The sequence below is a fragment of the Mangrovibacter phragmitis genome, from assembly GCF_040429585.1.
GTDB classification, from domain to species: domain Bacteria; phylum Pseudomonadota; class Gammaproteobacteria; order Enterobacterales; family Enterobacteriaceae; genus Mangrovibacter; species Mangrovibacter phragmitis.
This window is the reverse complement of the sequence record NZ_CP134782.1, coordinates 4,280,777-4,305,205: the sequence shown is the minus strand read 5'-3', so window position 1 is coordinate 4,305,205 and position 24,429 is coordinate 4,280,777. Positions and strand designations below refer to the sequence as shown.

The window sequence follows — 24,429 nt, the reverse complement described above, 5'->3', positions numbered from 1 at the left end:
ACGTTGATTGCTTAGTAATCCCTGTTCGCTGCGGCACTTACCGATTTCTTACTGGAGGGGATTTATGAAGCTGGTTACCGTGGTAATTAAACCATTCAAACTGGAAGACGTCCGTGAAGCGCTTTCATCTATTGGCATTCAGGGGCTGACAGTGACCGAAGTGAAAGGCTTTGGTCGCCAGAAAGGGCACGCCGAGTTGTACCGCGGAGCAGAATACAGCGTTAACTTTCTCCCAAAAGTGAAAATTGACGTAGCCATTGCTGACGATCAACTCGACGAAGTTATTGATGTAATTAGTAAAGCTGCCTACACAGGCAAAATTGGCGACGGCAAAATTTTCGTTGCTGAATTACAACGTGTCATTCGTATTCGTACGGGCGAAGCCGACGAAGCGGCCCTCTGATTCCTGGCAATGGTGAAAGGGATGGATAAAATGAGTAAATTTGGCATTAAACTTGGCCTCGGGGCGCTGGCATTGTTGCCATCACTTGCAATGGCTGCACCAGCAGTAGTTGATAAAGCCGATAACGCTTTTATGATGATTTGCACCGCACTGGTGCTGTTCATGTCGATTCCTGGGATTGCGTTATTTTACGGTGGACTGATTCGTTCCAAGAACGTGCTGTCCATGCTGACTCAGGTTTCTGTAACTTTCGCGCTGGTGTGCGTGTTGTGGGTGGTCTATGGCTATACCCTGGCATTCAGCACTGGTAACAATTTCTTCGGTAGCTTTGACTGGACCATGCTGAAAGGCATCAAAATTACCGATCTGATGGGTACTTTCTATCAGTACATCCACGTTTCCTTCCAGGGCTCCTTCGCGTGTATCACCGTTGGCCTGATTGTTGGTGCCCTGGCTGAACGTATTCGTTTCTCTGCAGTGCTGATCTTCGTTGTTGTGTGGATGACCCTGTCTTATGTGCCGATTGCGCATATGGTCTGGGGCGGCGGTCTGCTGGCAACCCATGGAGCGCTGGATTTCGCTGGCGGTACAGTGGTGCATATTAACGCAGCAGTTGCTGGCCTGGTGGGTGCCTATATGATGGGCAAACGCGTTGGCTTCGGCAAAGAAGCGTTCAAACCGCATAACCTGCCAATGGTATTTACTGGTACCGCGATTCTGTATGTTGGCTGGTTCGGCTTCAATGCGGGTTCAGCAAGTGCGGCGAATGAAATCGCTGGTCTGGCTTTCCTTAATACCGTTGTTGCAACTGCTGCGGCTATCCTTGCCTGGGTATTTGGTGAGTGGGCGATTCGTGGTAAACCGTCTCTGCTGGGCTCTTGTTCTGGTGCTATCGCGGGTCTGGTTGCGGTAACGCCTGCTTGTGGTTATATCGGTGTTGGTGGTGCGCTTATCGTTGGTATCGCGGCGGGCATTGCTGGCCTGTGGGGGGTTACTGCACTGAAACGCTGGTTGCGTGTTGATGACCCGTGTGATGTGTTCGGCGTTCACGGTGTTTGCGGTATCGTAGGTTGTATCCTGACCGGTATCTTCGCATCCTCTTCACTGGGTGGTGTTGGTTTCGCAGAGGGTGTCACTATGGGCCACCAACTGATGGTTCAACTGGAAAGCGTGCTGATTACCATTGTCTGGTCTGGCGTTGTTGCCTTCATTGGTTACAAAATTGCCGATATGACTGTTGGCCTGCGTGTTCCGGAAGATCAGGAACGTGAAGGTCTGGATGTTAACAGCCACGGTGAAAATGCTTACAACGCATAATCCCGCTGGTTGCTGAGTGCCTGGTGTAATAGCCAGGCATAAAAAAGAGGGACTGTTGTCTCTCCGATTGATGACAAAGTCCTGGTCATAAGACCGGGACTTTAATCTAATAAGGCCAGTATATTTTTGAACCGCCCGACTCGCTCAGAAAACCTCCTTGCAGTAGTAGCCGTTTGAAATCACCATTCTCGACGAACGTATTTCAGAACCACTTCTGCTGTGGTGCGTAACATCGGTGCCACTTTCTTTGCTTTATCCGTAGTGCAAAGCACCTCGTGCTGGTTTTTTTGAGTAACTTTACCCATTTGACCCCGGCAGAACATGCCCTGAGTTTTTTTGTGCCAGCAATTGTGATGCTGGTAACCTCCCTGGTATGTGTATCGCTTGCCTCAAGGGGGTATGTGGCGGGTATTACATGTTTGAGTTGGTTATTTGTGGTCTTAGTGGTACTAACGGTGGGGCAAGGAGTACGAGGCCTGTTCTGGGGTGGTGGCGGGCAGTGGGCAGTTTGTCTTGCATTCGTGGCATTGTGTGCGGCGCGCTGGATATTCAATTGCCAGGCATTTGTGCTGTTCATCCTGTATTGCCGAACACGGCGCATGGCTACCCTGGTGCGCCAACTACGCCAGCATTAAACAGGTGTTGAACTCAGGGTGATACGGAGATAGCGGCCTGAGTTCATTTTATGCCAGCCCACAAACTCTCATTTGTGGGCTATTCGAACAGGTTAACCCCGCTGGCGCATAACGCCTTCCTGCACTGTTGAAGCCACCAAAACCCCATCCTGCGTATAAAACTCGCCGCGTACAAAACCTCTGGCACTGGATGCTGAAGTGCTTTCCACGCTGTAGAGCAACCACTCGTTAAAGCTGAAAGGGCGGTGGAACCACATAGAGTGATCAATAGTGGCAACCTGCATCCCGTGTTCCAGAAACCCTATTCCGTGCGGCTGTAAAGCTGTGGGCAGAAAGTTAAAGTCAGATGCATAACCCAGTAAGTACTGGTGAATGCGTAAATCGTCCGGCATTGTGCCATTCGCCCGCATCCAGACCTGGCGTTCAGGTTTATCCACATGGCCTTTTAAAGGGTTATGGAACACGACCGGGCGGATCTCCAGCGGTTTATCGCTTAAAAATTTTTCTTTAGCCAGTGGAGGGAGCATATGCTCAAACAGTTTGGCAATATCCGTTTCGGATTTAAGTGACTCCGGTTTCGGGGCTTCTGGCATGGTTTTCTGGTGTTCAAAACCAGGCTCAGGTGCTTGAAATGATGCTGTCATATAAAAGATTGGCTTGCCATTTTGAATGGCGGACACGCGCCTGGCACTAAAGCTGTTGCCATCACGCAGTACTTCAACATCATAAACAATGGCTTTCTTGCTGTCTCCGGGGCGCAGAAAATAGCTGTGAAAGGAGTGCACCAGGCGTTCTGCGGGAACCGTTTCTTTTGCTGCATACAGCGCCTGCCCAACGACCTGGCCGCCAAATACCTGGCGCAGGCCAAGGTCTTCACTTTGCCCACGAAACAGGCCTTCTTCAATTTTTTCAAGATTTAACAGGGCTAACAAATTATTTAACGCCTGACTCATAGTACACCCTCTGGCTGCGGAGTTTTTAGTCGGTGTGTGTAGTGACCATATGGCCTGATGCGCGGTTTTGCGACACAACCAGCGTACCGGTACTTCCTTCCTCAATGCAGACAAACACGCATAAAAGCGGAAGGCCGGCACACCCGGACGCAATACGACACATCCTGTTAAGTATAACCTGGATTTTTAACTGGTCCGATGGGTTCAATTATCTGAATTTACAGTCTTTTACCAGCAAAAAATCAGGTAATATGCCAGACTTACCCTGATAAGCAATAAACCAACCCCCCACCACAACGATATCGACTGTATCGGCAGGTGGCAGGAGAAGGAGAAAAACGATGAAACTGACACCCGTAATTTGCGGTCTGGCTGCTGCTTTTGTCCTGGCTGGCTGTGCACAACAATTTCGCAATACTTATGAAGTCCCGAACCCGAACTTTGCCTATTCTCGCCTCGCTTCACAGGCTGATATGCAGAAACCTCATCTGTCCGGTAATATTGTTATTAACCAGCGTTTGGCATTGCCACAAAATGCGGTACTGACAGTAACCTTGTCTGATGCTTCACGCGCGGATTCACCTGCGAGAGTCTTATCGCAGAAAGTGGTTAACCTTGAAGGCCACCAGGCACCCTTTAGCTATGTGCTGCCTTACGACCTGGCCGACATCCGCCAGAATGCCCGGATTTTGTTAAGTGCTGCGATTACCGTGGACGGCAAGCTGATCTTTATGTCTGATTCCTTTAAACCGGTAATCACTAATGGTGTGAACAGTACTGACCTGCGTCTGATTCCGTTGCAAAATACCGCGGTTGCAGTACAACCGGGAAAAGTAACTGAAGCGGAGCCTGTACCTACGCATTTCTTGCCGCAACAGCAGCAATCACAAATGCAAACCGGTAATTGATTTTCATCCGCTAACTAAAAAGAAGGGAAAACCACGCTTTTCCCTTCTTTTTCATTAATCTGACAGCGCCTCTGGGCGCTGTTTTCTTTTATTCAGGCCAACGGTAGCGTGGCAGGTCGATTTTCCCATTCCCGGATACCTGCACACCTTCTGCCAGTAATGCCTGGCGCTGGCGGCTGAGGTCCGGGCCGGTCAGTGAGATTTGGCCTGTGCGGTTCACAACCCTGTGCCATGGCAGGCGTGAGCCTTCTGGTAGCCGTTTGAGCACGCCACCTACCTGACGAGCCGCGCGCGGTGAACCAGCCATACGAGCCACATCACCATAAGTGGTTATTCTGCCGGAAGGAATCGCCGCAATTATCTGGTACACCCGCTGCGCGAAATTGTCTGTTGAGGCCATATGTTACTCCTTTGCTCCATCCACATGACTATACCCGGTGGCAGATAAGGAAGAAACAAAGTCAACTGTGCAATAAACCGGCATCCAGACCCTGTTGACTTGCAATTACCAGGATCAACAGAGATAATGCGCCCCGCGCGTTGGAATACAACGCTCTCAATGGGGGCTCTGTTGGTTCTCCCGCAACACTAACTTGTGAACTCGGTCAGGTCCGGAAGGAAGCAGCCGCAGCAGGCGACGTGTGTGCCGGGATGTAGCTGGCAGGGCCCCCACCCATTTGTGCGTTCTGCACGCTCTGGTTTTCCCCTTGTTTTGGTAATAAAAGGCATGCAGGCTGAGATGTATTGCTTCGCTCAACCTGCGGATACTGAATGACGTTATTGGGGGGAGCAGCTTTGGCTGTGTGCCGGGAAATTATGAACTGCTTTGCGGGCCATCAGCGATTAGTGTCAGTATTTTTTGCTCGATCTCATCCTGCAACAGGTAACGGCGGCGGTATTCCGCGCGTTTCTTGCTGGCGATATCATCAAGGCTTTTCCGCGGAAGGCATGCCGGAAGCTGCCACTGATACCGGCCGGCTTTGGTACCGCTAACGGATTCCCAGAATTCGTCATAACTTGCATGAAGATGGCGTGCCTTACTGAAACGGTAACGCCATCCGCGGAATACATGCCCTGCATCACTCACGCCATAGATCTTTTCTGGATGCCACTGGTTGCATAATTGCCAGATAACTTCCAACAAAATACGCTTGGGAAACAGGCCATGGCAGGCTTTGGTGGCCTGTTTAATGGTGTCATTGGTAATCTGGCGGCGTGGCCCCTGTACACCGCCAATAAACAGTACCGGGCATTGTGCAGAGCCTGTGATTGAGAACGTCAAACTTGCCAGTAAATCGTTGCCCATAAACAACCACAGCGTGCTTTCACCTTCGCGTTCTGCATTACGGGCGGTAGAAGCTTTGAGTGAGAATAACTCTTCGTTACGTCCGGTAAAACTGAATAGCAGAGTTGGTTCGCTGGCTGTCAGTGCCTCGAAAAGTGTTGGGCTGGTGTGTTGATGTAAAAAATGGTAGTGAGCCACAACAGCATGAGCTCGCTGTGAAGCAGTCAGACCCAGGCGCAAATAATGGCGGTGCGGTTTGCTGGGCAGCGTGACCTGCGCTTGTAATAACGCCGGGAATTCAGGTAATTGCGCTAAAGCTGTCAGCATGCTGTTGGTCGGTTTCCAGTACCACAGCGAACGTAGTAAAAATTTCAACCGGTAGTGTTTGTTTTGCCAGATAGCCGCAGGTGGCACAATCAGCCCCCGGGCTATAGCAAAGACCAGTGACCCGTGGCTAATGCCTTGCTCATTAGCAGTGTGTAACGGTGTTTCATTCAAAGACATAAATGCCCCAGCAGCTAAAAAAATAAATCAAATAAGAATTGTCTGTGCAGTGTAATAGAGTGAACTTCAACGAAAGCTCATCTGGATGAATAAAGTTAATAGTTGGTAAAGTTTGGGTAGATAGTTATGGTGGAAAAGGTCTTATTTTGTTCTTCATGTGGTGAAATATTTCAAAAGTAAGAATTGGTCATATTACTGATTGATAAAATGAGACATTACGACTTCATTTCCAGGCATTTTCTTTGGTAGCTTTGACAGCACTTTTTCTGCCTGCAGGCTTTGTGTTTAAATTGCCATTGTGCGGGCTTTGTTCGTCTCATCCATGAGACATCTCTTTGCCGGGGGCGGGTTACAGCGCTTATACCAGCAATGAGAATACTGTTCTGGCTGTGTCAGTAGTCTGTAATCCAGGCTGGCCCGGATGTTTTTTGGGAAAAAACAATGAAAATAATACAAACACTGTATGTCATTGCTGCAATTGGCTTAACGGGTTGTGTGGCAAAACCACCCGCTGTTCCTGCTCTTAGCGCAAACACTGTGTCGGCAACGCAGTCGGGGATTATTGATGGAAGCACTTCATTAACCAGGCTGATTCAACAGTACGGTGTGCCGTCACGCACACTCTGGTCGCCACAAGGTAAACAAATAGCAGTCTGGATGCAGAACTGGACAGGGCCTCAGGGGCAACAAGCTGCACAGACAACGCAACTGACAGCATTAATTAATGGTGAAGTTGTCGAGAGACATTGGGTGCATCGCTACCCTGCGGGTATGCAGAACAGCTTTTTGAGCCCAGACAGCAAGTTACACTTGAATAAAATCATCACCAAAGGGGTTTCCACTGAAACGGGGATTATTGCCCGATTAGGGGAGCCTCGTAACTATTTGTTTGATGATGATGGTAATAAAATCATGATGTATGTCTGGCGAGAACCCCATCAGGTAATGCAGGGCGGAGCAATGCATCCCCGAAAGATGAATGTGCTACTGATTTGTCTTGATAGCCGCAATGTAGTGAAGTTCTTCAACATTGAACAGCTTGAAGGTAGTGACGGTATTCAAAGTGATCCTGGATCTGCCTTTAGCCTGGATACCTGAACATAGCGCTGCCTCTGGTTGTTCACACCTGGTGGAGTACTTCCGCCGGGTGTGGGCATGTTACCTGTATAGTCCGCCAGGCTGGTTGAATAACAAGTAGTGAGCAGGCGTAATGCAGTGGCTATTCTTCTGTTTGCGTTTTTACTGATTGTTTTCCCATTGCCTGTTAAGCCGAAATAACACGCTTTAATGGCAATCACTGTGGTGAATGACAGTTAATTACTGTAGTAATAAAACGCAAAAAATAAATTGTAACACATTGATTAATAATAAAATAAAGAAGAGGCTATAAAGCCTCGTATAAAGTAACGTTTGGATATCGAAAGGATTCGAGAAACAATACCCTATGCAATCCTTTCCTTTGCTCTCTTCCGCTATATCAGTCCTCAATACTACCAGTACTGGCAAGCATCTCTTTCTTTATGCGAAACACGGTAGCTCGACCGCAATCGCACAGTTTTGCGATCTCGTCCGGTGTGTTCTTCCCTGCTTGAAGCATTTCAATGATTTTACTGTGCAATTCTTTGTTCTTTTGCTTGCCTTTGTACTTACGAGCTTCTTTAGCAAGGGTAATCCCTTCGTTGCGGCGTGATGCGATCATTCTTCGCTCGAATTCGGCGACTGCCCCCATCATGGTTAGGATCAGGCGTGATTGTGGGGAGTTATCAAAACTCATGAGTTAGCAAGGAACTGAACAGTGATCCCACGTTCAACGAGGCTATCAATCATTTCCAGTAAATCGCGAGTATTACGTGCAAGGCGGTCGATTGTATGAGTAATAAGAGTATCACCTTCGCGGAGGTGTGAAAGGCGGTTCAACAGTTCAAGTCTTTCGCTGGTGGACTTCCCTGATCCTCTCTCTGTAACGATTTTGTCACATACAGATTTCCAGTACTGCCAACTGACGCTCAAGATTCTGATCCTTTGTTGAGACTCTCGCATAACCAAAAATCATTTTCCTGTCCTCACCGCTGATTAGTATCATTTAAACCCGTACAACATATAAATGATACTTAACGAGACGAGAAAAACGAGTATCGTTAGGGAGTACCCAAAAGAGATTTTTGACCGTGCGTTTTTAGGCAATGTAGGGTTAGTGAAAAGTTCAGTACTGAGATCTGAATACACGGCATTTGGTCGGCGGGGTTGGACCTGATCAGACGAACAGGATTTTAAATCGTGCAGAAAAATACTGACTGTACTTTTTTCTGAGTAAAAGATTACTTAAGATTTTTTGTCAAAAAATGGATGGGCTGGGTTTTGATTGTTTTGTGATGTAAGGACCAGTACTTTTAGCGAGGACGAAAAAGCGGCCTAGTCTAGACCGCCTGCGATTGATCACCAACGAACTTCAGAAGTTGTGATGAATGCAACTTCTTTTACTCGTTCCTGCAAATCATAGTCGATCTGCATACTGATCGGAATGTGGAAATCCATAACAGTAAAAAGATCTGTGTAACCAACATCTTTGCGTAAACGCTTCCTTGGCGGCAGAAATTTATCAGGGGAACCAAACTGAGCATGAACCCACGGACGTACCATTTCGGCCTCTAAAGGTGATGGAAGCTCATTAGGGAAACGATAATTAGCTTTCTTGGGATTTTGCAAAAAAAGCTCTATAGAATAAAGAGTTACACCATCCCGCTTGAACGCAAGATAAATGCCTTCATTCATCATACTTAAAGTAAGAACGGGATCACCCGGATAGCCCGTAGGTTTAGTCTTATAAGGAATAAGTCCTGCATCAAAAATATCCTGATACGGTTTCCCTAAGCTATTGATTAATTTTTCAACATTTACGGTCATTAATATAACCCTTGTTCATGATTCAGTTGGTGCATCTTAGCTTTGGCTTCATCGATCTGACCATCAGTTAAGCCACGTTCTTTTAGAGCAGGTCTAATTGTTTCAATATCTCGTTCTAATGCTGCCCTTAAGTTTTTTGAATCCTGCTGGAGTTGTACTGGATTGTTCCTACCACCATAGGTAGCACTTAACTTCTGGTGGATTTCGGAGGGAATAATGATTGCTGCTACATCCTTCGCCATACTGTCAATTTCAGCAGGTTTTGCATCAGGATATTCACGTCGCAAGAATGCTCTCACTGCTGCTGCCGATGGCATGTGATCTGCGTGAGTACCATTTCGCGGCCTACCTGTAAAGTTGCTGTATAGATCAACTTCCAGCAGTTCTACCGGAGGTTTACTGAGATAGATGTAGATCGGCGGGTGGATGTTCCCCGAAAACACCAGAATGTAATCCCGAAAATCCTTCTCTTCCGGTACTGGCGTTGTGGTGATAGTTACGCCCTGAATATCAGGATGTTCAAGCCCCGGAATCGTTACAGTACCCGCCTGCGGGCTGTTATTGCCTGTATTCCAGCTACTTTGCGATCCCTGCGTACTCGCTGGTGTCCATGTGATCAGCGGTTTATCGCTTCTCTCATCGCCCCAAAATTCATAGCTACCATCCCTTTGTTTTTCCAGCATACGAACACGAACCTGATCACGCCCGCTTTCAGTACTGGTATGATAGCCGACAGCTTTTAATCGCCCGGTTTCATCGTCAGTAATCCAGTTATAGCGTACTCGGGTTGGTACGGTCCCTTTGCTGTAAGCGACTTGCAGTAATTTTTCAGGTGTTAGCAGATCGCTCCTTGTACCGACTTGCTATCACAGGGGAACACCCTTGATTATTCCATATAAATCATATTGATATCGCAGGCATAATATCCAAAAAGTGACTTAACTTAAATCAATTTGGCTGAAAAATACACATTCATCTTCCGAACGTGAACAGGAAATGTCCGTCGAAATTGCCCGCCTTAAGCGACAACTGGCTGAAGGGGATGAAGAGCTGGTCATTCTCCAAAAGGCCGCGACATACTTCGCGAAGCGCCTGAAATGAAGTATGTCTTCATCAAAAAGCATCAGGCTGAATTCAGCGTCAAAGCCATGTGCCAGGTGCTTCGGGTTGCCCGAAGCGGCTGGTATGCCTGGCTCAAACGTCGCTATCAGCCCGGTCAGTTACCGTGAGCACGGCCTGCCGGTGTCAGAAAACCTGCTGAAACAGAATTTTTATGCCAGTGGTCCGAACCAGAAGTGGTCCGGAGACATCACGAACCTTCGCACGGATGAAGGCTGACTGTATCTGGCGGTGGTGACTGACCTCTGGTCTCGTGCCGTTATTGGCTGGTCGATGTCCTCACGAATGGCGGCGAAACTGACCTGCGATGCGTTACAGATGGCGCTCTGGCGGCGTAAATGTCCGGAAAATATCATCGTCCACACGGATCGTGGCGGGCAGTATTGCTCAGCAGATTATCAGGCGCTACTGAAGCGATATAACCTGCGCGGTAGCATGAGTGCAAAGGGCTGCTGTTACGATAACGCCTGTGCGGAAAGCTTCTTCCAGTCACTGAAAGTAGAATGCATCCATGGTGAACGCTTTATCAGTCGGGAAATAATGCGGACGACGGTATTTAATTATATCGGGTGTGATTACGATCGGTGGTGGCCTCAGCCCGGAACAGTTTGAAAACCAGAACCTCGCTTAGGGCTGTGTCCACATTACGTGGGTAGGATCACAATACACCGTTTTTTCATTCCATTTCCCGAAAAACAACAACAGTAAAAATAAGTATATCAATGTAACAATGAAATTTATTGCTACAGAGTGAGTTTCAGATCACATTTATTTTCCTGTCTGTATTGACAGTCATTTTTCCGCAACAGAATAGTGATGGATTTTTCCTGGCAATTCGTGTAATAAGAATAATATTATTGCGCTATATAAACTCAAAGGAAAGCATATGGAAACCGCAGTGCTAAATGTAAAAATTAGCAGTGAGCTTAAAGAACAAGTGCGTAGTTATGCTGAACTGCATGGGGAAACATTGGGTGCAGTAACAGAAGAGTTTTTGAGAATAGCTTTTGCAAGCCTTGATGCTGGGGTTAAGGAAGATGACATTGATAACCAGCACACAGAAGAGGAAGAAGGGGTTCAACCATTAAACGCTAAAGAAATCAAAGCATTGAGAAAACTTCTTAAGAAGAGGAAATAATGGCTGACGATAATGTGAGTGTGGCTCACAGTTACAATGAAGCATGTGAATTATTGCGCTCCGGGTTTGTTAAGCATGTTCGCCTTGGCTGGAATGTGGGGAGTGATGAGTTTTTTCGCATAGCTTCAGACTGGTGTGATGCCGGTGCAAAAATAAAGCGCAGAGATAATGGGTTTGTTATTTCTGTAAAAGGTTTTCCGGTTCCGCGGCAACATTGATTTTGCCACTTTTTTCATGTTATACGGCAATATCAGGTCTATTGATTGTAACTGTATGGCATGAATATTTACCGTGGTTTAATGCCGATTGTCATATTACTGACATGAAAATGAAATTTATATGAAATAATAGTGTCATAAAAATATCATTTTTGTGCAACCGGAATTACCTTGAGTGTTCATAACGACTTGTTAAGGTGGCATTGCCTCAAAGGTAATGTGCATCATGGATGATATTCAAAACGGCGAGCTTTCTGGCTCGCCGTTCTCTTTTTGGTGCGACCGGGTGTCTGGCGAGCATGTGTTAAATCATCGTATTGCTTACGGGTGAGCGAACCAGAGCAAGTTGTTGCCACACCGGAACCAGGCGCATCAGTGCCATCTCCATTCTGGCCGTTTCCAGCGTGAAAGGCAGGCGTAAGAAACGTTCAAAAGCGCCATCTATACCGAACCGCGGGCCGGGTCCCAGGTGAATGCCAATATTCTCTGCACTGGCTGCAAACCGTGTTGCAACTGGGGAAGGCAGTGTGACCCAGAATGATAAGCCTCCAACTGGGGAGGTTGTTTGCCAGTTTGGAAAGTATGACTGTATCAATGCCAGACACTGGTCGCGCTGTACCCGCAGTTGTTGGCGTTTTTCCTGTAAAATTGCCTCTTCCTCTTCTATCAAAATAGCCGCAGCGAGTTGCTCAAGCAGCGGAGAACCCAAATCGAGGGTGTTACGTTGTTGAACCAGACGGGCTATCACCCCAGGGGAAGTTCGTATCCAGCCCAGACGTAAACCTCCCCAAAAGCTTTTGCCGCAAGAACCCAGAGTAATTATGTTTTCCGCATCGCCAAAACAGGCCAGAGGTGGTGGTGGAGGGGCGTCATACCATAATTCAGCCATGGTTTCGTCAACCACCAACGGGGTGTGGCTGCGTTGTGCAATAGCCGCGATGTTCTGACGCTCTGCAAGGCTCATACAGCGCCCGGTTGGGTTATGAAAATCCGGGATAAGGTAGGCAAGGCGGGGAGATGTTTGAGCCAGTGTGGCGGCAAAACCATCATAGTCCCAGCCTTCATTCGCCGGCAGGGTGACGCCTACCGGGCGGCAGGAAGCACCCCGGATGGCGTCCAGCGCCATAGGGTAAGTGGGATGGTCAACCAACACTCTGTCTCCGGGCCCGGTGAACAACCGCAATAATAATGCCAGCCCACTGACCGCGCCGTTGACCACCATTATCTGGTCTGGTGTGGTTGTCAGGCCTCGCTGGCAGTAATGCCGTGCAATCGCCGTTCGCAGGCGCGGCAGGCCCTGTGAATCATAGCCAGTGGAACCCAGGTGTTCTGTCAGCCCGGTAATGGCGCGCTGGTAAGCCTGGTGGATTGCCGGGCTGGCAGGAAGGGCCGCGGTGGCAAGGTCCAGTGTATCGCCGGGAACCGTAGAGGCCTGCTGGATTACCTGTGTATCAGGCAGGCGAGTAACTGAACCCGATCCCTGGCGGCTTTGCAGGTAACCCTCTTCACGCAACTGATTTAGTGCATTAGCCACGGTTGTGCGGCTCAGTGCCAGTGAATCTGCCAGTTCTCGTTCTCCGGGTAACCGGCTGTTTAAAGGCAACCGGCCATCAAGTATCAGTAAGCGCAGTCCTTCAGCCAGTTGCCGATAAACGGGAATACGCGTGTCCGGATGATGCCACTGGCCCAGTATTTTCAATAACGAAGCACTGCGTAGTTGTCGTTGAGTCATAGCAGTCCACTTTTTATAAACTGGACCTTATTATTAAGTCCATTATTGAGCAGAGTATAAACATGTCTGCAAAGAACAGGAAAGTATTATGTTGCGCCGCTTAGTTCAGTTGTACACAGGTCTGGTGTTTTATGGCATCTCAATTGCGGTGTTTTACCGCGCCAACCTGGGGCTTGATCCGTGGGATGTGTTTCATATGGGGCTTGCCCAACTGACCGGGCTGAAGCTCGGGCAAACCGTCATTTTGGTGGGGGCGTTGGTTTTATTGTTGTGGTGGCCAATGCGCCAGAAGCCTGGTCTGGGAACTATCAGCAATGTGGTTGTGCTGGGGCTGGTGGCCGATGCAGTACTGGCTGTTTTCCCGCCAGTCACAGATTTATGGGTACGCAGCCTGTGTCTGGTTGCTGCGATAGTGCTGAATGCACTGGCCACCAGTTTATATATTGGCGCCGGGTTTGGCGCTGGCCCTCGTGATGGGCTGATGACCGGGATGCATAACAGAATGGGTTGGCCGATACGGCGTATCAGAACAGCTATTGAACTGACAGTGCTGCTTGTTGGTTTTTTGATGGGGGGAAGTCTGGGGATTGGCACGGTGTTGTATGCAGTGAGTATTGGGCCACTTATTCAACTGACACTTCCCTGGTTCGCCACACGCCGCCACGAGAAGCACATGGCTGAAAGTAGCCAGAAATCACAAGGCAATACACTTTCTGATCTGAAAAGCCCACTCTGAGGTAGTATAGCGCTTTTACTCTCAGGGGCCGGTTATGAGCAATAAAACGATAACCTTATATGATGTCGCAGCACGCGCGGGCGTGTCTTATCAGACAGTTTCTCGTGTTATTAACGGGGCGGCAAATGTATCGGTTCGTACCCGGCAGAATGTCGAACAGGCAATGCAGGCGCTCCATTATGTGCCAGATCCGGCAGCCCGACAGCTCGCAGGGAAAAGGCGGCGTATATGGGGGTTGATAACCACAGACTTGTCCCTGCATGCGCCTTCGCAAATTGCGGCGGCGATTAAGTCCCAGGCGTCACAGGTTGGCGTGGATGTTTCCATCGCTATGCTGGAGGAGTTAAATGAACAGGCGTGTTGCCGTGCGCTGGATACCCTACTGGCTCAGCGAGTGGAAGCTGTAGCAATTAATTTACCTCTGTCCACCAGTCAGGCATCAGCGCTGGTGGAGCGTTATACGCATGCCCCGATACTCTTTTTGGATGTTCCCGCCAGCGCTCAGGTACCCAGCGTCACTTTTGACGCCGCACAGGGAGCGGCGCTGGGTGCGAAACATCTTTTGTCACTGTCATTAAACCGCATAGCGTTGCTTCATGGCCCATTATCTTCTGTCAGTGCTGAACAACGCCGGGCCGGCTGGATGAATACACTGGCACAGGCAGGTTTACAACCTGTCGCACAAGGTGAGGGCGACTGGAGTGCTTACAGCGGTTATCTGCAGGCTCAGGCATTACTCCGTTACCAACCGCAGGGCATTTTGGTTGCCAATGATCAAATGGCTTTGGGTGTGTTGCGCGCTTGTGCTGAGCGCGGTATCTCCGTGCCGGGTGAGATAAGTGTGGTTGGTTTTGACGATACAGCAGACAGCGCATGGTTTACCCCGCCTTTAACCACCATCCGCCAGGATTTTCGCCAGTTAGGTGAGTCCTGTGTGTTCTGGCTAAACAGTGTGGCGGGGAAAAAAACGCCTGCATCACAATGCCTGCCAGTTACGCTGGTGACGCGTGAATCGACTGGTGAGGCAGGCAAGGGCAGACCTCAGCCAGAGGTATTAGCACAGCAGTTACATATGCTGGCGAAGCAGGTTGCGAAATTGTCTTCGTAAACGGGATGTGATCCGCTTCGCTTATTCTCTTTCCTGGTATTTACGGCGTGCTCATATTCATTCAAATTATTGTGAATGTGAGCGCTTCGCAATTTATGAGGGAACTATGTCTGCCACGCCTTGTTCTGAACCTGCTTCTGCTTTGTCTGCCCTGGTTGCACGCCGTGACTGGGAGAACCCATCAGTGACTCACTGGCATCGCCTGGCGAGCCATGCTCCACTTGCGGGCTGGCCCGATGAAGTGAGCGCTGTGCATAAAAAACCGGGTAATGGACGGTTAAGCCTGAATGGGGCATGGCAATTCACCTGGTTTCCCCGCCCTGAAGCGGTGCCTGCAGAATGGGTTACCCGGCCACTGGAATCAGCTATAGAGGCGGTGGTCCCGGGAAACTGGCAGTTGCTACCGGGGTTTGATGTGCCGGTGTACACCAATGTGAATTACCCTATTGCTACAACCCCGCCGCAGGTACCCGTGGATAACCCTACCGGGTGCTATTCGCGCGTGTTTACTGTGGACCAGAACTGGCTTGATAGCGGGCAAACACGCATTATTTTTGATGGCGTGAATTCTGCATTTTACCTGTGGTGCAACGGGCACTGGGTGGGGTACAGCCAGGACAGCCGCCTGCCTGCTGAATTTGACCTGACGCCCTGGTTGCAACCCGGTGAAAACCACCTTGCTGTAATGGTACTGCGCTGGTGCGATGGTACCTGGCTTGAAGACCAGGATATGTGGCGCATGAGCGGGATTTTCCGTGATGTTACGCTGCTGCATAAGCCCGATACGCATATTGCGGATTATCACCACCAAATTACCTTCAACAGTGACTATTCCCGTGCTGAATTAATGCTGAATGTGAGTGTGGACGGCGATCATCCGCAACAGTACCAGATTGAGGCCAGCCTGTGGCGGCATGGGGTGTGTATCACCCGGGGAACACAGCCGGTGGGCGGACCCGTGATTGATGAACGTGGCCATTACCCTGAACAGGCCCGGCTTACTTTATCCGTTTCCTCGCCCGCGCTTTGGAGTGCGGAAACGCCACATTTGTACCGCCTGGCAATGACATTGCTGGATAGCGCAGGCAACTGTATTGATGCCGAAGCCTGCGAGGTAGGATTTCGCGAAGTAACCATTGCTGGCGGGTTGTTGAAGTTAAATGGCAGGCCACTGCTCATTCGCGGTGTGAACCGCCATGAGCACCACCCGGAGTACGGCCAGGTGATGGACGAGGCCACCATGCGCCAGGATATTGTATTGATGAAACAACACAATATTAATGCGGTACGTTGTTCGCACTACCCCAACCACCCGCTCTGGTATCAGTTATGCGATGAATATGGCTTGTATGTTGTGGATGAAGCCAATATTGAAACTCATGGCATGCAGCCCATGTCACGCCTTGCACAAGACCCGCGCTGGTTTGCGGCAATGAGTGAGCGGGTTACCCGCATGGTTCAGCGGGATCGTAACCATCCATGCATAATTATTTGGTCCTTAGGCAATGAATCCGGTCATGGCGCGGCTCATGACGCGTTATGGCGCTGGGTGAAAAGTACTGACCCCAGCCGCCCGGTGCAATATGAAGGTGGCGGTGCCAATACCGCGGCCACTGATATTATTTGCCCGATGTACGCCCGTGTAGATGAAGATCAGCCTTTTGAACAGGTCCCCAAATGGTCGATTAAAAAATGGGTGGGGATGCCAGACGAACATCGCCCGTTGATATTATGCGAATACGCGCATGGGATGGGAAATAGCCTGGGCGGGTTCTACCGTTACTGGCAGGCTTTCCGCCAGTATCCACGCCTGCAAGGGGGTTTTATCTGGGACTGGGTAGACCAGGCGCTGACAAAATATACGCCAGAGGGCAAACCATGGTGGGCTTACGGTGGGGACTTCGGCGATAAACCCAATGACCGCCAGTTTTGCCTGAATGGACTGGTGTTTCCGGACCGCACTCCACACCCGGCATTATATGAAGTACAACGCGCTCAGCAGTTTTTCCAGTTTCACTGGGATGCCAGCCAGCCTCAGCAATTGCAGGTTACCAGCGAATATCTGTTCCGTACCACAGATAACGAATGCCTGTGCTGGGCACTGACACAAGCCGGTGAAGTGTTGCTTGAAGGGCGGGAGTCACTGGTACTGGCTCCTGAGTCCAGCCGGTGTCTGGTTGTCCCGCCATTCCCTGAACGTCAGGGTTGTGAGCCGCGCTGGTTTACGGTCTGGGTTGAATATTTAGCCGATACTGAGTGGGCTCAGGCCGGGCAGCGCTGTGCCTGGGCGCAGTGGCCGGTAGCCGATTCACTCCCGTTACCCGCGTCAGCACTATCCGCGCCTCAACTTCCGCGCCCACAACTGTTGGAAGATAACGGGGTGTACCAGGTTACATCCGGGAATAACCGCTGGGTGTTTGACCGCAAACTGGGCACGCTGGTGCAGTGTTTTACCGGCGAGACAGCACACCTGCTCGGCCCTCTTGAAGATCAGTTTGTGCGTGCGCCACTGGATAACGACATTGGCACCAGTGAAGCCGCACGGGTTGACCCGAATGCCTGGGTAGAGCGCTGGAAAGCTGCAGGGTTTTATGATTTACAGGCGCAGGTTTTACAGTGTGAAGCTCATGAATCAACAGAAGGGGTAGTCATCAAAACACGGCATGCCTGGTTACATCAACAACACTGTTGCTTTATCAGTGAAAAACGCTGGCAGATAGACGGCAACGGGCAATTGCAGCTTGATGTCCGGGTTGAGGTGGCGGCAGATATTCCACCGCCGCCGCGTATTGGCCTGGTGTGCCACCTGGCGGGCCAGGCGCCTGTAGTCAGTTGGGACGGGCTTGGTCCACATGAAAACTACCCGGACAGAAAACTGGCTGCCTGCCAGGGGCGCTGGACATTACCACTGCCAGAGCTGCATACCCCTTATATTTTCCCCAGTGAAAACGGCCTGCGTTGTGACACCCGCTCGCTACGTTACGCTGGCCACCAGTGGCAGGGCCTGTTCCACTTCGGGATTGGCCGTTACAGCCTGCAACAACTGCGTGCAACCAGCCATGTGCATTTACTGGCAGAAGAGCCGGGTGTATGGCTGAATCTGGATGCGTTTCATATGGGGATTGGTGGTGATGATTCCTGGAGCCCGAGTGTGCACCAGGATGACATCCTCGCCACATCAACCCTGCGTTACCAGCTCAGTTGGTCTCTGCCTGGGTAATACCTCAGGAAGTATGAGAACAGCCACCGCCATCAACTCACTTTGGTGAACCACTGATGGCGGTTTACCGTTTCACCATCGAGGCGGAAAATACCATCACCGGTATAGTGCATGGTCTGGGGCCAGTCAGTCAGGCTTTTTACCCGAGCGCAAACCACTTCGAAAATAAAAAAGTTATAGTTGTCGACCAGTGCGTCATCATAGATTTGGCATTCAAAACTGGCAAAGCACTCGGCAACTGCTGGCGCTCCAACACTTTGCGCGGGCTCTGGTGTCAAACCAAAACGGGTGAATTTGTCGGTGTCACTCCCTGAACAGTTCCCTATTTGGGCAACAGTATCGAGTAACTCAACTTCCGGGAGATTAATTACGCAGTCTCTGCTGGCCTTAATCATCTCAAAACTGTGGTTACCTGCGGAAATCATGCAGCCAATCAGGGAAGGTGAAAACTCCATGACAGTTTGCCAGCCGAGCGTCATGATATTGTCTTTCCCTTGCCAGTGAGAACTGATCAGCACGATGGGGCCAGGCTCCAAAAAACGGCGTACTTCACTAACAGGATAAGGGTATTTTTTCATACTGCCTCCTGTATGGTTTGCTATACAGGATAATAGCTGTTTCCTGGCCGGGTGTGAGGTTGTTTGCCAGATACTTGTGTATTTACCTGCAAACAAGGCCTGTTGCCGTGGTGTCAGGCGGGTGGCGGGTGATTGTCGGGTTGCTGTCAGGTTACTGTCGTGGCGTTTTCACCGGGGTTGGCGGACAGTCTTTATCGTCAACTGAACAAAGGAGAACCAGGATGCAGTACAACAATATTAAAGCCCTGCGCCTTGCCAGAGGCTGGTCGCAGGAACAACTGGCGGCATTATCGGCACTGAGTGTCCGCACAATTCAGCGTATTGAGAATGGTGAACAGGCAAGTATTGAAACCATGAGTGCATTAGCGGCGGTATTTGAGTGCCAGGTTGCTGAATTAATGAGCCCGGCTGATGAGCACAGTGAGCCAGCAGAAGAGGGGGCCGACCAGCGTGTTTTGTCCGCCAATGCCCGGCTGGATGAAGAAAGCAGGTTTCTGCGTTCATTATTCACCTGGGCGGTGATTTGCGGGGGGCTTGCTGTAATAAATCTGCTCACCAGCCACGAAATATTGTGGTTTCTCTGGCCTTTGGGTATTTGGGGTGGGTTGTTACTGGTGCGCGGGTGCCGGGTATTTGTGCTGCACGACTGGCTGGTTCGCCGCAGGCAAAGACGCCTGCAGCAGTTGTTACGTAAATAGGCCGGCGCTCAGGCAGGGATCGCCTGAGCCTCTGTCTGATATACAGGCAGGGTATTATCCGGAACCTGAATTTCAGCACTGATACGCAGCCCCGCGTCGTTGAAGACCATACACTGCCTGGCTTCAAAATACGTTGTTATCTTCTGCCAGGGGCTGAAATGAATATCTGACGGAATAAGTACTTTGAAGTTGTCATGGCCGTAACACTGGCCAAACAGCCAGGTATTGTTACCCAGGCGTTCCACCACTTCGCACTGGAACAGAAGCTGGCATCCCGCCTGCTCACCCACCTGTAAATGCTCAGGACGGATTCCCAGTGTGATGTTATCGCCTGGATGTAATTGCTGTGTATGCAACGCGAGTGTCAGCGTTTGCTGCCCGGCAATGTCCGCCACCAGTTCCCCCTCATGCCAGTGTTTTACTGTCGCAGGCAAAAAATTCATTTTTGGCGACCCAATAAACCCGGCGACAAACCGGTTAACCGGGTTGTAATAGAGGTGCATTGGTGAACCGGTCTGTTCCACTTTGCCATAATTCATAACCACAATTTTATCTGCCAGCGTCATGGCCTCCACCTGGTCATGGGTAACATACACCATGGTAGTTTTCATCTCCTGATGCAGCCGGGCGATATGCAGGCGCATTTCAACCCGCAGTTCAGCATCCAGGTTGGATAAAGGCTCATCAAACATAAACACCTGTGGCTTACGCACGATTGCCCGACCAATAGCGACACGCTGGCGCTGGCCGCCTGAAAGTTGCTTTGGTTTGCGTTCAAGCAGGTGGGTCAGTTGTAGTGTTTTGGCAACCATTTCTACCTGATGGCGGATCTCTGTTTTGGGGACTTTATTCACCTTCAGCCCATAACCCATATTTTCAGCAACGGTCATATGCGGATACAGGGCATAGGACTGAAAGACCATTGCCACCCCACGGTGTGCCGGGGCAATATCATTAACAACCGTTGGCCCAATCATTATCTCGCCTTCACTGACATCCTCAAGGCCCGCGATCATGCGCAACAGTGTGGATTTGCCGCACCCTGACGGGCCGACGAATACCGCAAACTCTCCATCTTCGATATCAAGTTGAATATTGTGCAGCGTGACGGTTTTGCCAAAACGCTTGGTGACGTTTCTGAGCTGTATGCTGGACATCCACTTCTCCTGGCTTAATGAATGCCGCTAATGCTGTTTTATGGTTTTTATGTATTACGTATAACAAACCATGAAAGCAAGCAAGAGCAGGATGGTTTTTTGAGATTCTGAAACTATATATCTCAGTTATAGAAGGCAGTATGCTGCTGTTTCATTTCTGCAATCATGATCACAGAATAATCACTAAGTGATGGTTCTGATTATTTCTAAAGCGTAACGTATAACATTGTTGATGGTGAGTGATGTCATCATCAAAAAGCATTTAAATTATGAAAATGACTCAGTTACGAGAAAAACAAAAAAATTAGCAGAACATCTTAAATGTAATACCTTCACAAGAGGTCGATAATGAAAATTACGCTATGCTCCACCCTGTTACTTTCAGCGCTGGCAGCCAGCCAGTTCGTTGCATTTGAGGCATCCGCCGCCGCACAGCAGCTTACTGTTTGGGAGGATATTAAGAAATCAGACGGCATCAAAGGCGCCATCAGTGATTTTGAAAAGCAGTATCAGGTTAAAGTGAATGTTCTTGAGATGCCCTTTGCTCAGCAACTGGAAAAATTACGCCTCGACGGGCCCGCAGGCATTGGTCCGGATATACTGGTCATTCCAAATGATCAGCTCGGTGGTGCGGTGGTACAGGGGCTTTTAGCGCCGCTGACGCTTGATAAATCGATACTTACAGGTTTTACCCCTTCATCGGTGGATGCATTCCAGATGAATGGCACACAGTATGGTTTGCCTAAAGCGGTTGAAACACTGGTGCTGATTTATAACAAAGATCTTGTGAAAACCCCATTCAAGACACTGGATGAGTGGTTTAACTTCTCCCGTCAGCAACATAAACAGAACAAGATTGGTCTGCTGGCAAAATTTGACGAGCTTTATTATAGCTGGGGCGCTATCAGCCCGATGGGCGGGTATATCTTCGGTAAAGACAGCAACGGCAAACTCAATCCTCTGGATATTGGGCTGAATACACCCGGTGCCGTGAGTGCTGTCACTACGTTGAAAAAATTCTACAGTGAACAGTTATTTCCCAGCGGAATCATTGGGGAAAACGGTCTGAATGCAATTGATTCATTATTTACAGAGAAAAAAGCTGCTGCAGTCATTAATGGTCCCTGGGCGTTCCAGCCTTATGAAGCAGCTGGTGTGAATTATGGCGTGGCACCATTACCCCTGCTGGAAAATGGTAAACCGATGAGCGCGTTTCTGGGCGTTAAAGGTTATGTAGTCTCTACCTGGAGCAAAGATAAAACCCTTGCCAATAAATTCATCACCTTTATTAACCAGCCGAAATACGTGAAAACGCGTTATGAAGTGACGAAAGAGATCCCGCCATTGTTGGCTGTTATGAATGATCCGGTGATTAAAAATGATGAGCGCGCCAGTGCTGTTGCTGAGCAGTCAAAATTTGCGGTCGCCATGCCGGGTATTCCTGAAATGGGTGAGGTTTGGGGGCCTGCGAATGCGGCACTGCAACTGATTATGACGGGTAAGCAGTCGCCAAAAGATGCGCTCGATAGCGCAGTTAAACAAATCAAAATGCAAATAGAAGCCATGCAGGCCAGTAACCAGTAATTCCAGGTATTGTTTTGTTACGGGGGAGCCTGGCTTCCCCGTACAGCAGAAGGAGCCAGGTGTGATTATCAGTTCCAGTGAAAGTTTATCCGCATCAACCAGGCCAGGTCGTCATGCGTGGGCAGCGTTGTTGCTGGCCTGCCTGCCTGGATTCGGTCAGTTTTATAACCGTCAGTGGGCAAAAGGGCTTATTTTTCTGGTGCTACTCAGTAGTTTCCTGGGCGTATTCCATGATTTTTTGAGGGAAGGTCTGTGGGGGTTATGGACGCTTGGTGAAGAAGTTCCCCGTGATAATTCTGTCTTCTTATTAGCGGAAGGAATATTAAGCCTGTTGATCATTGGCTTAGGGGGGGCGGTTTATGTGCTTTCATTACGCGATGCCTGGGTAAACGGCCGCTGTCGGGATAGCGGTATACCGTTACACAGCGTGCGCCGCCAGTATCAGAACCTGCTCAATGAAGGGTTCCCGTATTTAATGATAACGCCAGGTTTTATCCTGTTAGTGTTTGTGGTTATTTTCCCGATTTTATTTGGTTTTGCTATCGCCTTTACCAATTACAACCTGTACCACACCCCGCCAGCAAAACTGGTGGACTGGGTGGGAATTAAAAACTTTATCAATATTTTTACCCTGTCAATTTGGCGTAATACCTTTTTTGATGTGTTGCAGTGGACGGTAGTGTGGACCTTACTGGCAACAACATTGCAATGCACTGTAGGTGTTATGCTGGCAATTTTGGTGAATCAAAAAGATCTGCGCTTTAAGCCTGTGATTCGTACTATTTTTATTCTTCCGTGGGCTGTACCTGGATTTGTCACGATTCTGGTTTTTGCCGGGATGTTTAATGACTCCTTTGGTGTCATTAATAATTCTATTCTGTCTTTTTTGGAAATAAGCCCTAAAGCCTGGATGACTGATCCATTCTGGACTAAAACAGCATTGATCATGATGCAAACCTGGCTTGGCTTTCCATTTGTTTTTGCAATGACAACGGGTGTTCTGCAGGCAATTCCAGATGATTTATATGAAGCCGCAACTATGGATGGAGCCAGTACATTTACCAAATTACGTACCATTACTTTACCTTTGGTTCTTTATTCCATTGCACCCATTATTATTACTCAATACACATTTAACTTTAATAATTTCAATATTATTTATTTATTCAATAATGGTGGCCCGGCAGTAGTCGGCTCTAATGCGGGGGGGACAGATATTCTGGTTTCATGGATTTATAAGCTGACGATGTCATCTTCGCAATACGCTATTGCTGCAACTATCACCATTCTTTTGTCGGTTTTTGTTGTGGGTGTTGCACTGTGGCAATTTCGTGCCACGAAATCATTCAAGAATGACGAGATGGCGTAAGGAGTATTCAGGGTGAAAACACAAAGCATTAAGCGTGAAAAATGGATACGCCTGTCATTATCCTGGCTGGTTGTGGTGGTGGTTTCGGTGATTATTATCTATCCGTTGGTCTGGACTGTGGGGGCATCATTAAATGCCGGGAACAGCCTGCTCAGTACCTCCATTATTCCGGAAAATCTTTCTTTTCAACATTATCAGGACTTATTTAATGGTCAGGTCAATTACCTGACGTGGTACTGGAATTCAATGAAAATAAGCCTGATGACCATGGTGTTGACATTAATTAGTGTTAGTTTTACGGCGTATGCTTTTTCACGTTTTCGTTTTAAAGGGCGGCAGAATGGGCTGATGCTGTTTTTGCTGCTGCAAATGATTCCGCAGTTCTCGGCGTTGATTGCCATCTTCGTGCTGTCGCAACTGTTGGGGTTGATTAACAGCCACCTGGCGTTAGTACTTATTTATGTCGCTGGCATGATCCCGATGAACACCTGGTTGATGAAAGGTTACCTGGATGCGATACCGAAAGATTTAGATGAATCTGCCCGCATGGATGGTGCCAGTAATTTACGTATTTTTCTGGAAATAATTATGCCGCTATCAAAGCCGATTATTGCGGTGGTCGCGCTGTTTTCTTTTACCGGCCCATTGGGGGATTTTATCCTTTCCAGTACCATTTTACGCACGCCGGATAAATACACTTTACCTATTGGGTTATATAACCTGGTAGCACAAAAAATGGGGGCCAGTTATACCACATATGCGGCAGGTGCTGTGTTAATAGCATTACCTGTCGCCATATTGTATCTGGCGTTACAGAAGTATTTTGTTTCAGGCCTGACTTCAGGGAGTACCAAAGGGTAATC

22 protein-coding genes, 1 other RNA gene and 2 pseudogenes are annotated in these 24,429 nt (G+C 49.0%); 16 read left to right on the top strand and 9 right to left on the bottom strand.

Annotation, left to right across the window (positions count from 1 at the left end):
* Nucleotides 1-64: 64 nt before the first annotated feature.
* The 3 genes from glnK (at nt 65) to MPHASIOC01_RS20880 (ending at nt 2,355) form a co-directional block, all read left to right on the top strand.
* A complete protein-coding gene (gene glnK, locus MPHASIOC01_RS20890) occupies nt 65-403 on the top strand; it encodes a P-II family nitrogen regulator (RefSeq protein ID WP_002891893.1) in 339 nt (112 codons plus the stop codon).
* A gap of 30 nt (nt 404-433) precedes the next feature.
* Entirely contained in the window at nt 434-1,720 is a 1,287-nt protein-coding gene (amtB, locus tag MPHASIOC01_RS20885; protein WP_064599754.1) for an ammonium transporter AmtB, read from the top strand.
* 419 nt (nt 1,721-2,139) lie between these two features.
* Nucleotides 2,140-2,355, top strand: a complete 216-nt coding sequence (locus tag MPHASIOC01_RS20880; protein WP_353613209.1) for a hypothetical protein — start codon at nt 2,140-2,142, stop codon at nt 2,353-2,355.
* 92 nt (nt 2,356-2,447) lie between these two features.
* Here MPHASIOC01_RS20880 and tesB read toward each other — a convergent pair whose 3' ends face one another.
* The gene (gene tesB / locus MPHASIOC01_RS20875) at nt 2,448-3,308 is read right to left on the bottom strand and encodes an acyl-CoA thioesterase II (RefSeq protein ID WP_353613208.1); all 861 of its coding nucleotides are present in this window, start codon (nt 3,306-3,308) and stop codon (nt 2,448-2,450) included.
* Nucleotides 3,309-3,649: 341 nt separating this feature from the next.
* On the opposite strand from tesB, the gene MPHASIOC01_RS20870 reads away from it, so the two are divergent.
* On the top strand, nt 3,650-4,216 hold the full coding sequence (locus MPHASIOC01_RS20870; RefSeq protein ID WP_064599285.1) for a YbaY family lipoprotein: 567 nt from the start codon (nt 3,650-3,652) through the stop codon (nt 4,214-4,216).
* Nucleotides 4,217-4,304: 88 nt separating this feature from the next.
* Here MPHASIOC01_RS20870 and MPHASIOC01_RS20865 read toward each other — a convergent pair whose 3' ends face one another.
* Nucleotides 4,305-4,616, bottom strand: coding sequence for an MGMT family protein (locus tag MPHASIOC01_RS20865; RefSeq protein ID WP_353613207.1), 312 nt, complete (start codon nt 4,614-4,616; stop codon nt 4,305-4,307).
* A 169-nt stretch (nt 4,617-4,785) separates the two neighbouring features.
* Between MPHASIOC01_RS20865 and ffs the strand changes: the two genes are divergently transcribed.
* Nucleotides 4,786-4,882, top strand: an RNA gene (gene ffs / locus MPHASIOC01_RS20860) — signal recognition particle sRNA small type.
* 148 nt (nt 4,883-5,030) lie between these two features.
* On the opposite strand, the gene MPHASIOC01_RS20855 is transcribed toward ffs, so the two are convergent.
* A complete protein-coding gene (locus MPHASIOC01_RS20855) occupies nt 5,031-6,005 on the bottom strand; it encodes a VirK/YbjX family protein (protein ID WP_156519078.1) in 975 nt (324 codons plus the stop codon).
* A gap of 441 nt (nt 6,006-6,446) precedes the next feature.
* Here MPHASIOC01_RS20855 and MPHASIOC01_RS20850 point away from each other — a divergent pair, with 441 nt between their 5' ends.
* Nucleotides 6,447-7,103, top strand: coding sequence for a hypothetical protein (locus MPHASIOC01_RS20850; protein ID WP_064599289.1), 657 nt, complete (start codon nt 6,447-6,449; stop codon nt 7,101-7,103).
* A 379-nt stretch (nt 7,104-7,482) separates the two neighbouring features.
* Here the strand turns inward: MPHASIOC01_RS20850 and MPHASIOC01_RS20845 are convergent.
* The 3 genes and pseudogenes from MPHASIOC01_RS20845 to MPHASIOC01_RS20835 form a co-directional block, all read right to left on the bottom strand.
* Nucleotides 7,483-8,058: pseudogene (locus MPHASIOC01_RS20845) on the bottom strand (recombinase family protein).
* A 383-nt stretch (nt 8,059-8,441) separates the two neighbouring features.
* Nucleotides 8,442-8,909, bottom strand: coding sequence for a DUF6392 family protein (locus tag MPHASIOC01_RS20840; RefSeq protein WP_064599290.1), 468 nt, complete (start codon nt 8,907-8,909; stop codon nt 8,442-8,444).
* Nucleotides 8,909-9,730, bottom strand: coding sequence for an S-type pyocin domain-containing protein (locus MPHASIOC01_RS20835; RefSeq protein WP_353614961.1), 822 nt, complete (start codon nt 9,728-9,730; stop codon nt 8,909-8,911). The genes MPHASIOC01_RS20840 and MPHASIOC01_RS20835 overlap by 1 nt, the downstream gene beginning before the upstream one ends.
* A 139-nt stretch (nt 9,731-9,869) precedes the next feature.
* Between MPHASIOC01_RS20835 and MPHASIOC01_RS20830 the strand changes: the two are divergent.
* The 3 genes and pseudogenes from MPHASIOC01_RS20830 to MPHASIOC01_RS20820 form a co-directional block, all read left to right on the top strand.
* A pseudogene (locus MPHASIOC01_RS20830) lies at nt 9,870-10,659 on the top strand (IS3 family transposase); the annotation flags it as partial.
* Nucleotides 10,660-10,914: 255 nt separating this feature from the next.
* The gene (locus tag MPHASIOC01_RS20825; protein WP_064599295.1) at nt 10,915-11,166 is read left to right on the top strand and encodes a hypothetical protein; all 252 of its coding nucleotides are present in this window, start codon (nt 10,915-10,917) and stop codon (nt 11,164-11,166) included.
* Nucleotides 11,166-11,384: a hypothetical protein gene (locus tag MPHASIOC01_RS20820; protein ID WP_064599296.1), complete on the top strand. Its 219-nt coding sequence runs from the start codon at nt 11,166-11,168 to the stop codon at nt 11,382-11,384. The genes MPHASIOC01_RS20825 and MPHASIOC01_RS20820 overlap by 1 nt, the downstream gene beginning before the upstream one ends.
* Before the next feature lie 304 nt (nt 11,385-11,688).
* On the opposite strand, the gene MPHASIOC01_RS20815 is transcribed toward MPHASIOC01_RS20820, so the two are convergent.
* Nucleotides 11,689-13,116, bottom strand: a complete 1,428-nt coding sequence (locus tag MPHASIOC01_RS20815; protein ID WP_353613206.1) for a PLP-dependent aminotransferase family protein — start codon at nt 13,114-13,116, stop codon at nt 11,689-11,691.
* An 88-nt stretch (nt 13,117-13,204) separates the two neighbouring features.
* Here MPHASIOC01_RS20815 and MPHASIOC01_RS20810 point away from each other — a divergent pair, with 88 nt between their 5' ends.
* From MPHASIOC01_RS20810 to MPHASIOC01_RS20800, 3 genes are all read left to right on the top strand, one after another.
* Nucleotides 13,205-13,852: a YitT family protein gene (locus MPHASIOC01_RS20810; RefSeq protein ID WP_064599301.1), complete on the top strand. Its 648-nt coding sequence runs from the start codon at nt 13,205-13,207 to the stop codon at nt 13,850-13,852.
* 34 nt (nt 13,853-13,886) lie between these two features.
* Entirely contained in the window at nt 13,887-14,960 is a 1,074-nt protein-coding gene (locus MPHASIOC01_RS20805) for a LacI family DNA-binding transcriptional regulator (RefSeq protein ID WP_064599304.1), read from the top strand.
* Between the two features lie 106 nt (nt 14,961-15,066).
* The gene (locus MPHASIOC01_RS20800) at nt 15,067-18,180 is read left to right on the top strand and encodes a beta-galactosidase (protein WP_353613205.1); all 3,114 of its coding nucleotides are present in this window, start codon (nt 15,067-15,069) and stop codon (nt 18,178-18,180) included.
* A 32-nt stretch (nt 18,181-18,212) separates the two neighbouring features.
* Here the strand turns inward: MPHASIOC01_RS20800 and MPHASIOC01_RS20795 are convergent, their stop codons facing one another.
* Entirely contained in the window at nt 18,213-18,758 is a 546-nt protein-coding gene (locus MPHASIOC01_RS20795) for a flavin reductase family protein (RefSeq protein ID WP_064599310.1), read from the bottom strand.
* A 221-nt stretch (nt 18,759-18,979) separates the two neighbouring features.
* Between MPHASIOC01_RS20795 and MPHASIOC01_RS20790 the strand changes: the two genes are divergently transcribed.
* Nucleotides 18,980-19,456 carry a helix-turn-helix domain-containing protein gene (locus MPHASIOC01_RS20790; RefSeq protein ID WP_353613204.1) on the top strand — a complete coding sequence of 159 codons (477 nt, stop codon included), beginning with the start codon at nt 18,980-18,982 and terminating at the stop codon, nt 19,454-19,456.
* 8 nt (nt 19,457-19,464) lie between these two features.
* Here the strand turns inward: MPHASIOC01_RS20790 and MPHASIOC01_RS20785 are convergent, their stop codons facing one another.
* On the bottom strand, nt 19,465-20,613 hold the full coding sequence (locus tag MPHASIOC01_RS20785) for an ABC transporter ATP-binding protein (protein WP_353613203.1): 1,149 nt from the start codon (nt 20,611-20,613) through the stop codon (nt 19,465-19,467).
* A gap of 348 nt (nt 20,614-20,961) precedes the next feature.
* On the opposite strand from MPHASIOC01_RS20785, the gene MPHASIOC01_RS20780 reads away from it, so the two are divergent.
* The 3 genes from MPHASIOC01_RS20780 to MPHASIOC01_RS20770 all read left to right on the top strand — a co-directional run bounded on the left by MPHASIOC01_RS20780 (nt 20,962) and on the right by MPHASIOC01_RS20770 (nt 24,427).
* Nucleotides 20,962-22,197 (top strand): extracellular solute-binding protein, encoded by a 1,236-nt coding sequence (locus tag MPHASIOC01_RS20780; RefSeq protein ID WP_353613202.1) that lies wholly within the window; start codon nt 20,962-20,964, stop codon nt 22,195-22,197.
* A gap of 61 nt (nt 22,198-22,258) precedes the next feature.
* Nucleotides 22,259-23,566 carry a sugar ABC transporter permease gene (locus tag MPHASIOC01_RS20775; protein WP_353613201.1) on the top strand — a complete coding sequence of 436 codons (1,308 nt, stop codon included), beginning with the start codon at nt 22,259-22,261 and terminating at the stop codon, nt 23,564-23,566.
* 12 nt (nt 23,567-23,578) lie between these two features.
* Nucleotides 23,579-24,427 (top strand): sugar ABC transporter permease, encoded by an 849-nt coding sequence (locus MPHASIOC01_RS20770; protein WP_064599326.1) that lies wholly within the window; start codon nt 23,579-23,581, stop codon nt 24,425-24,427.
* Nucleotides 24,428-24,429: the final 2 nt, after the last annotated feature.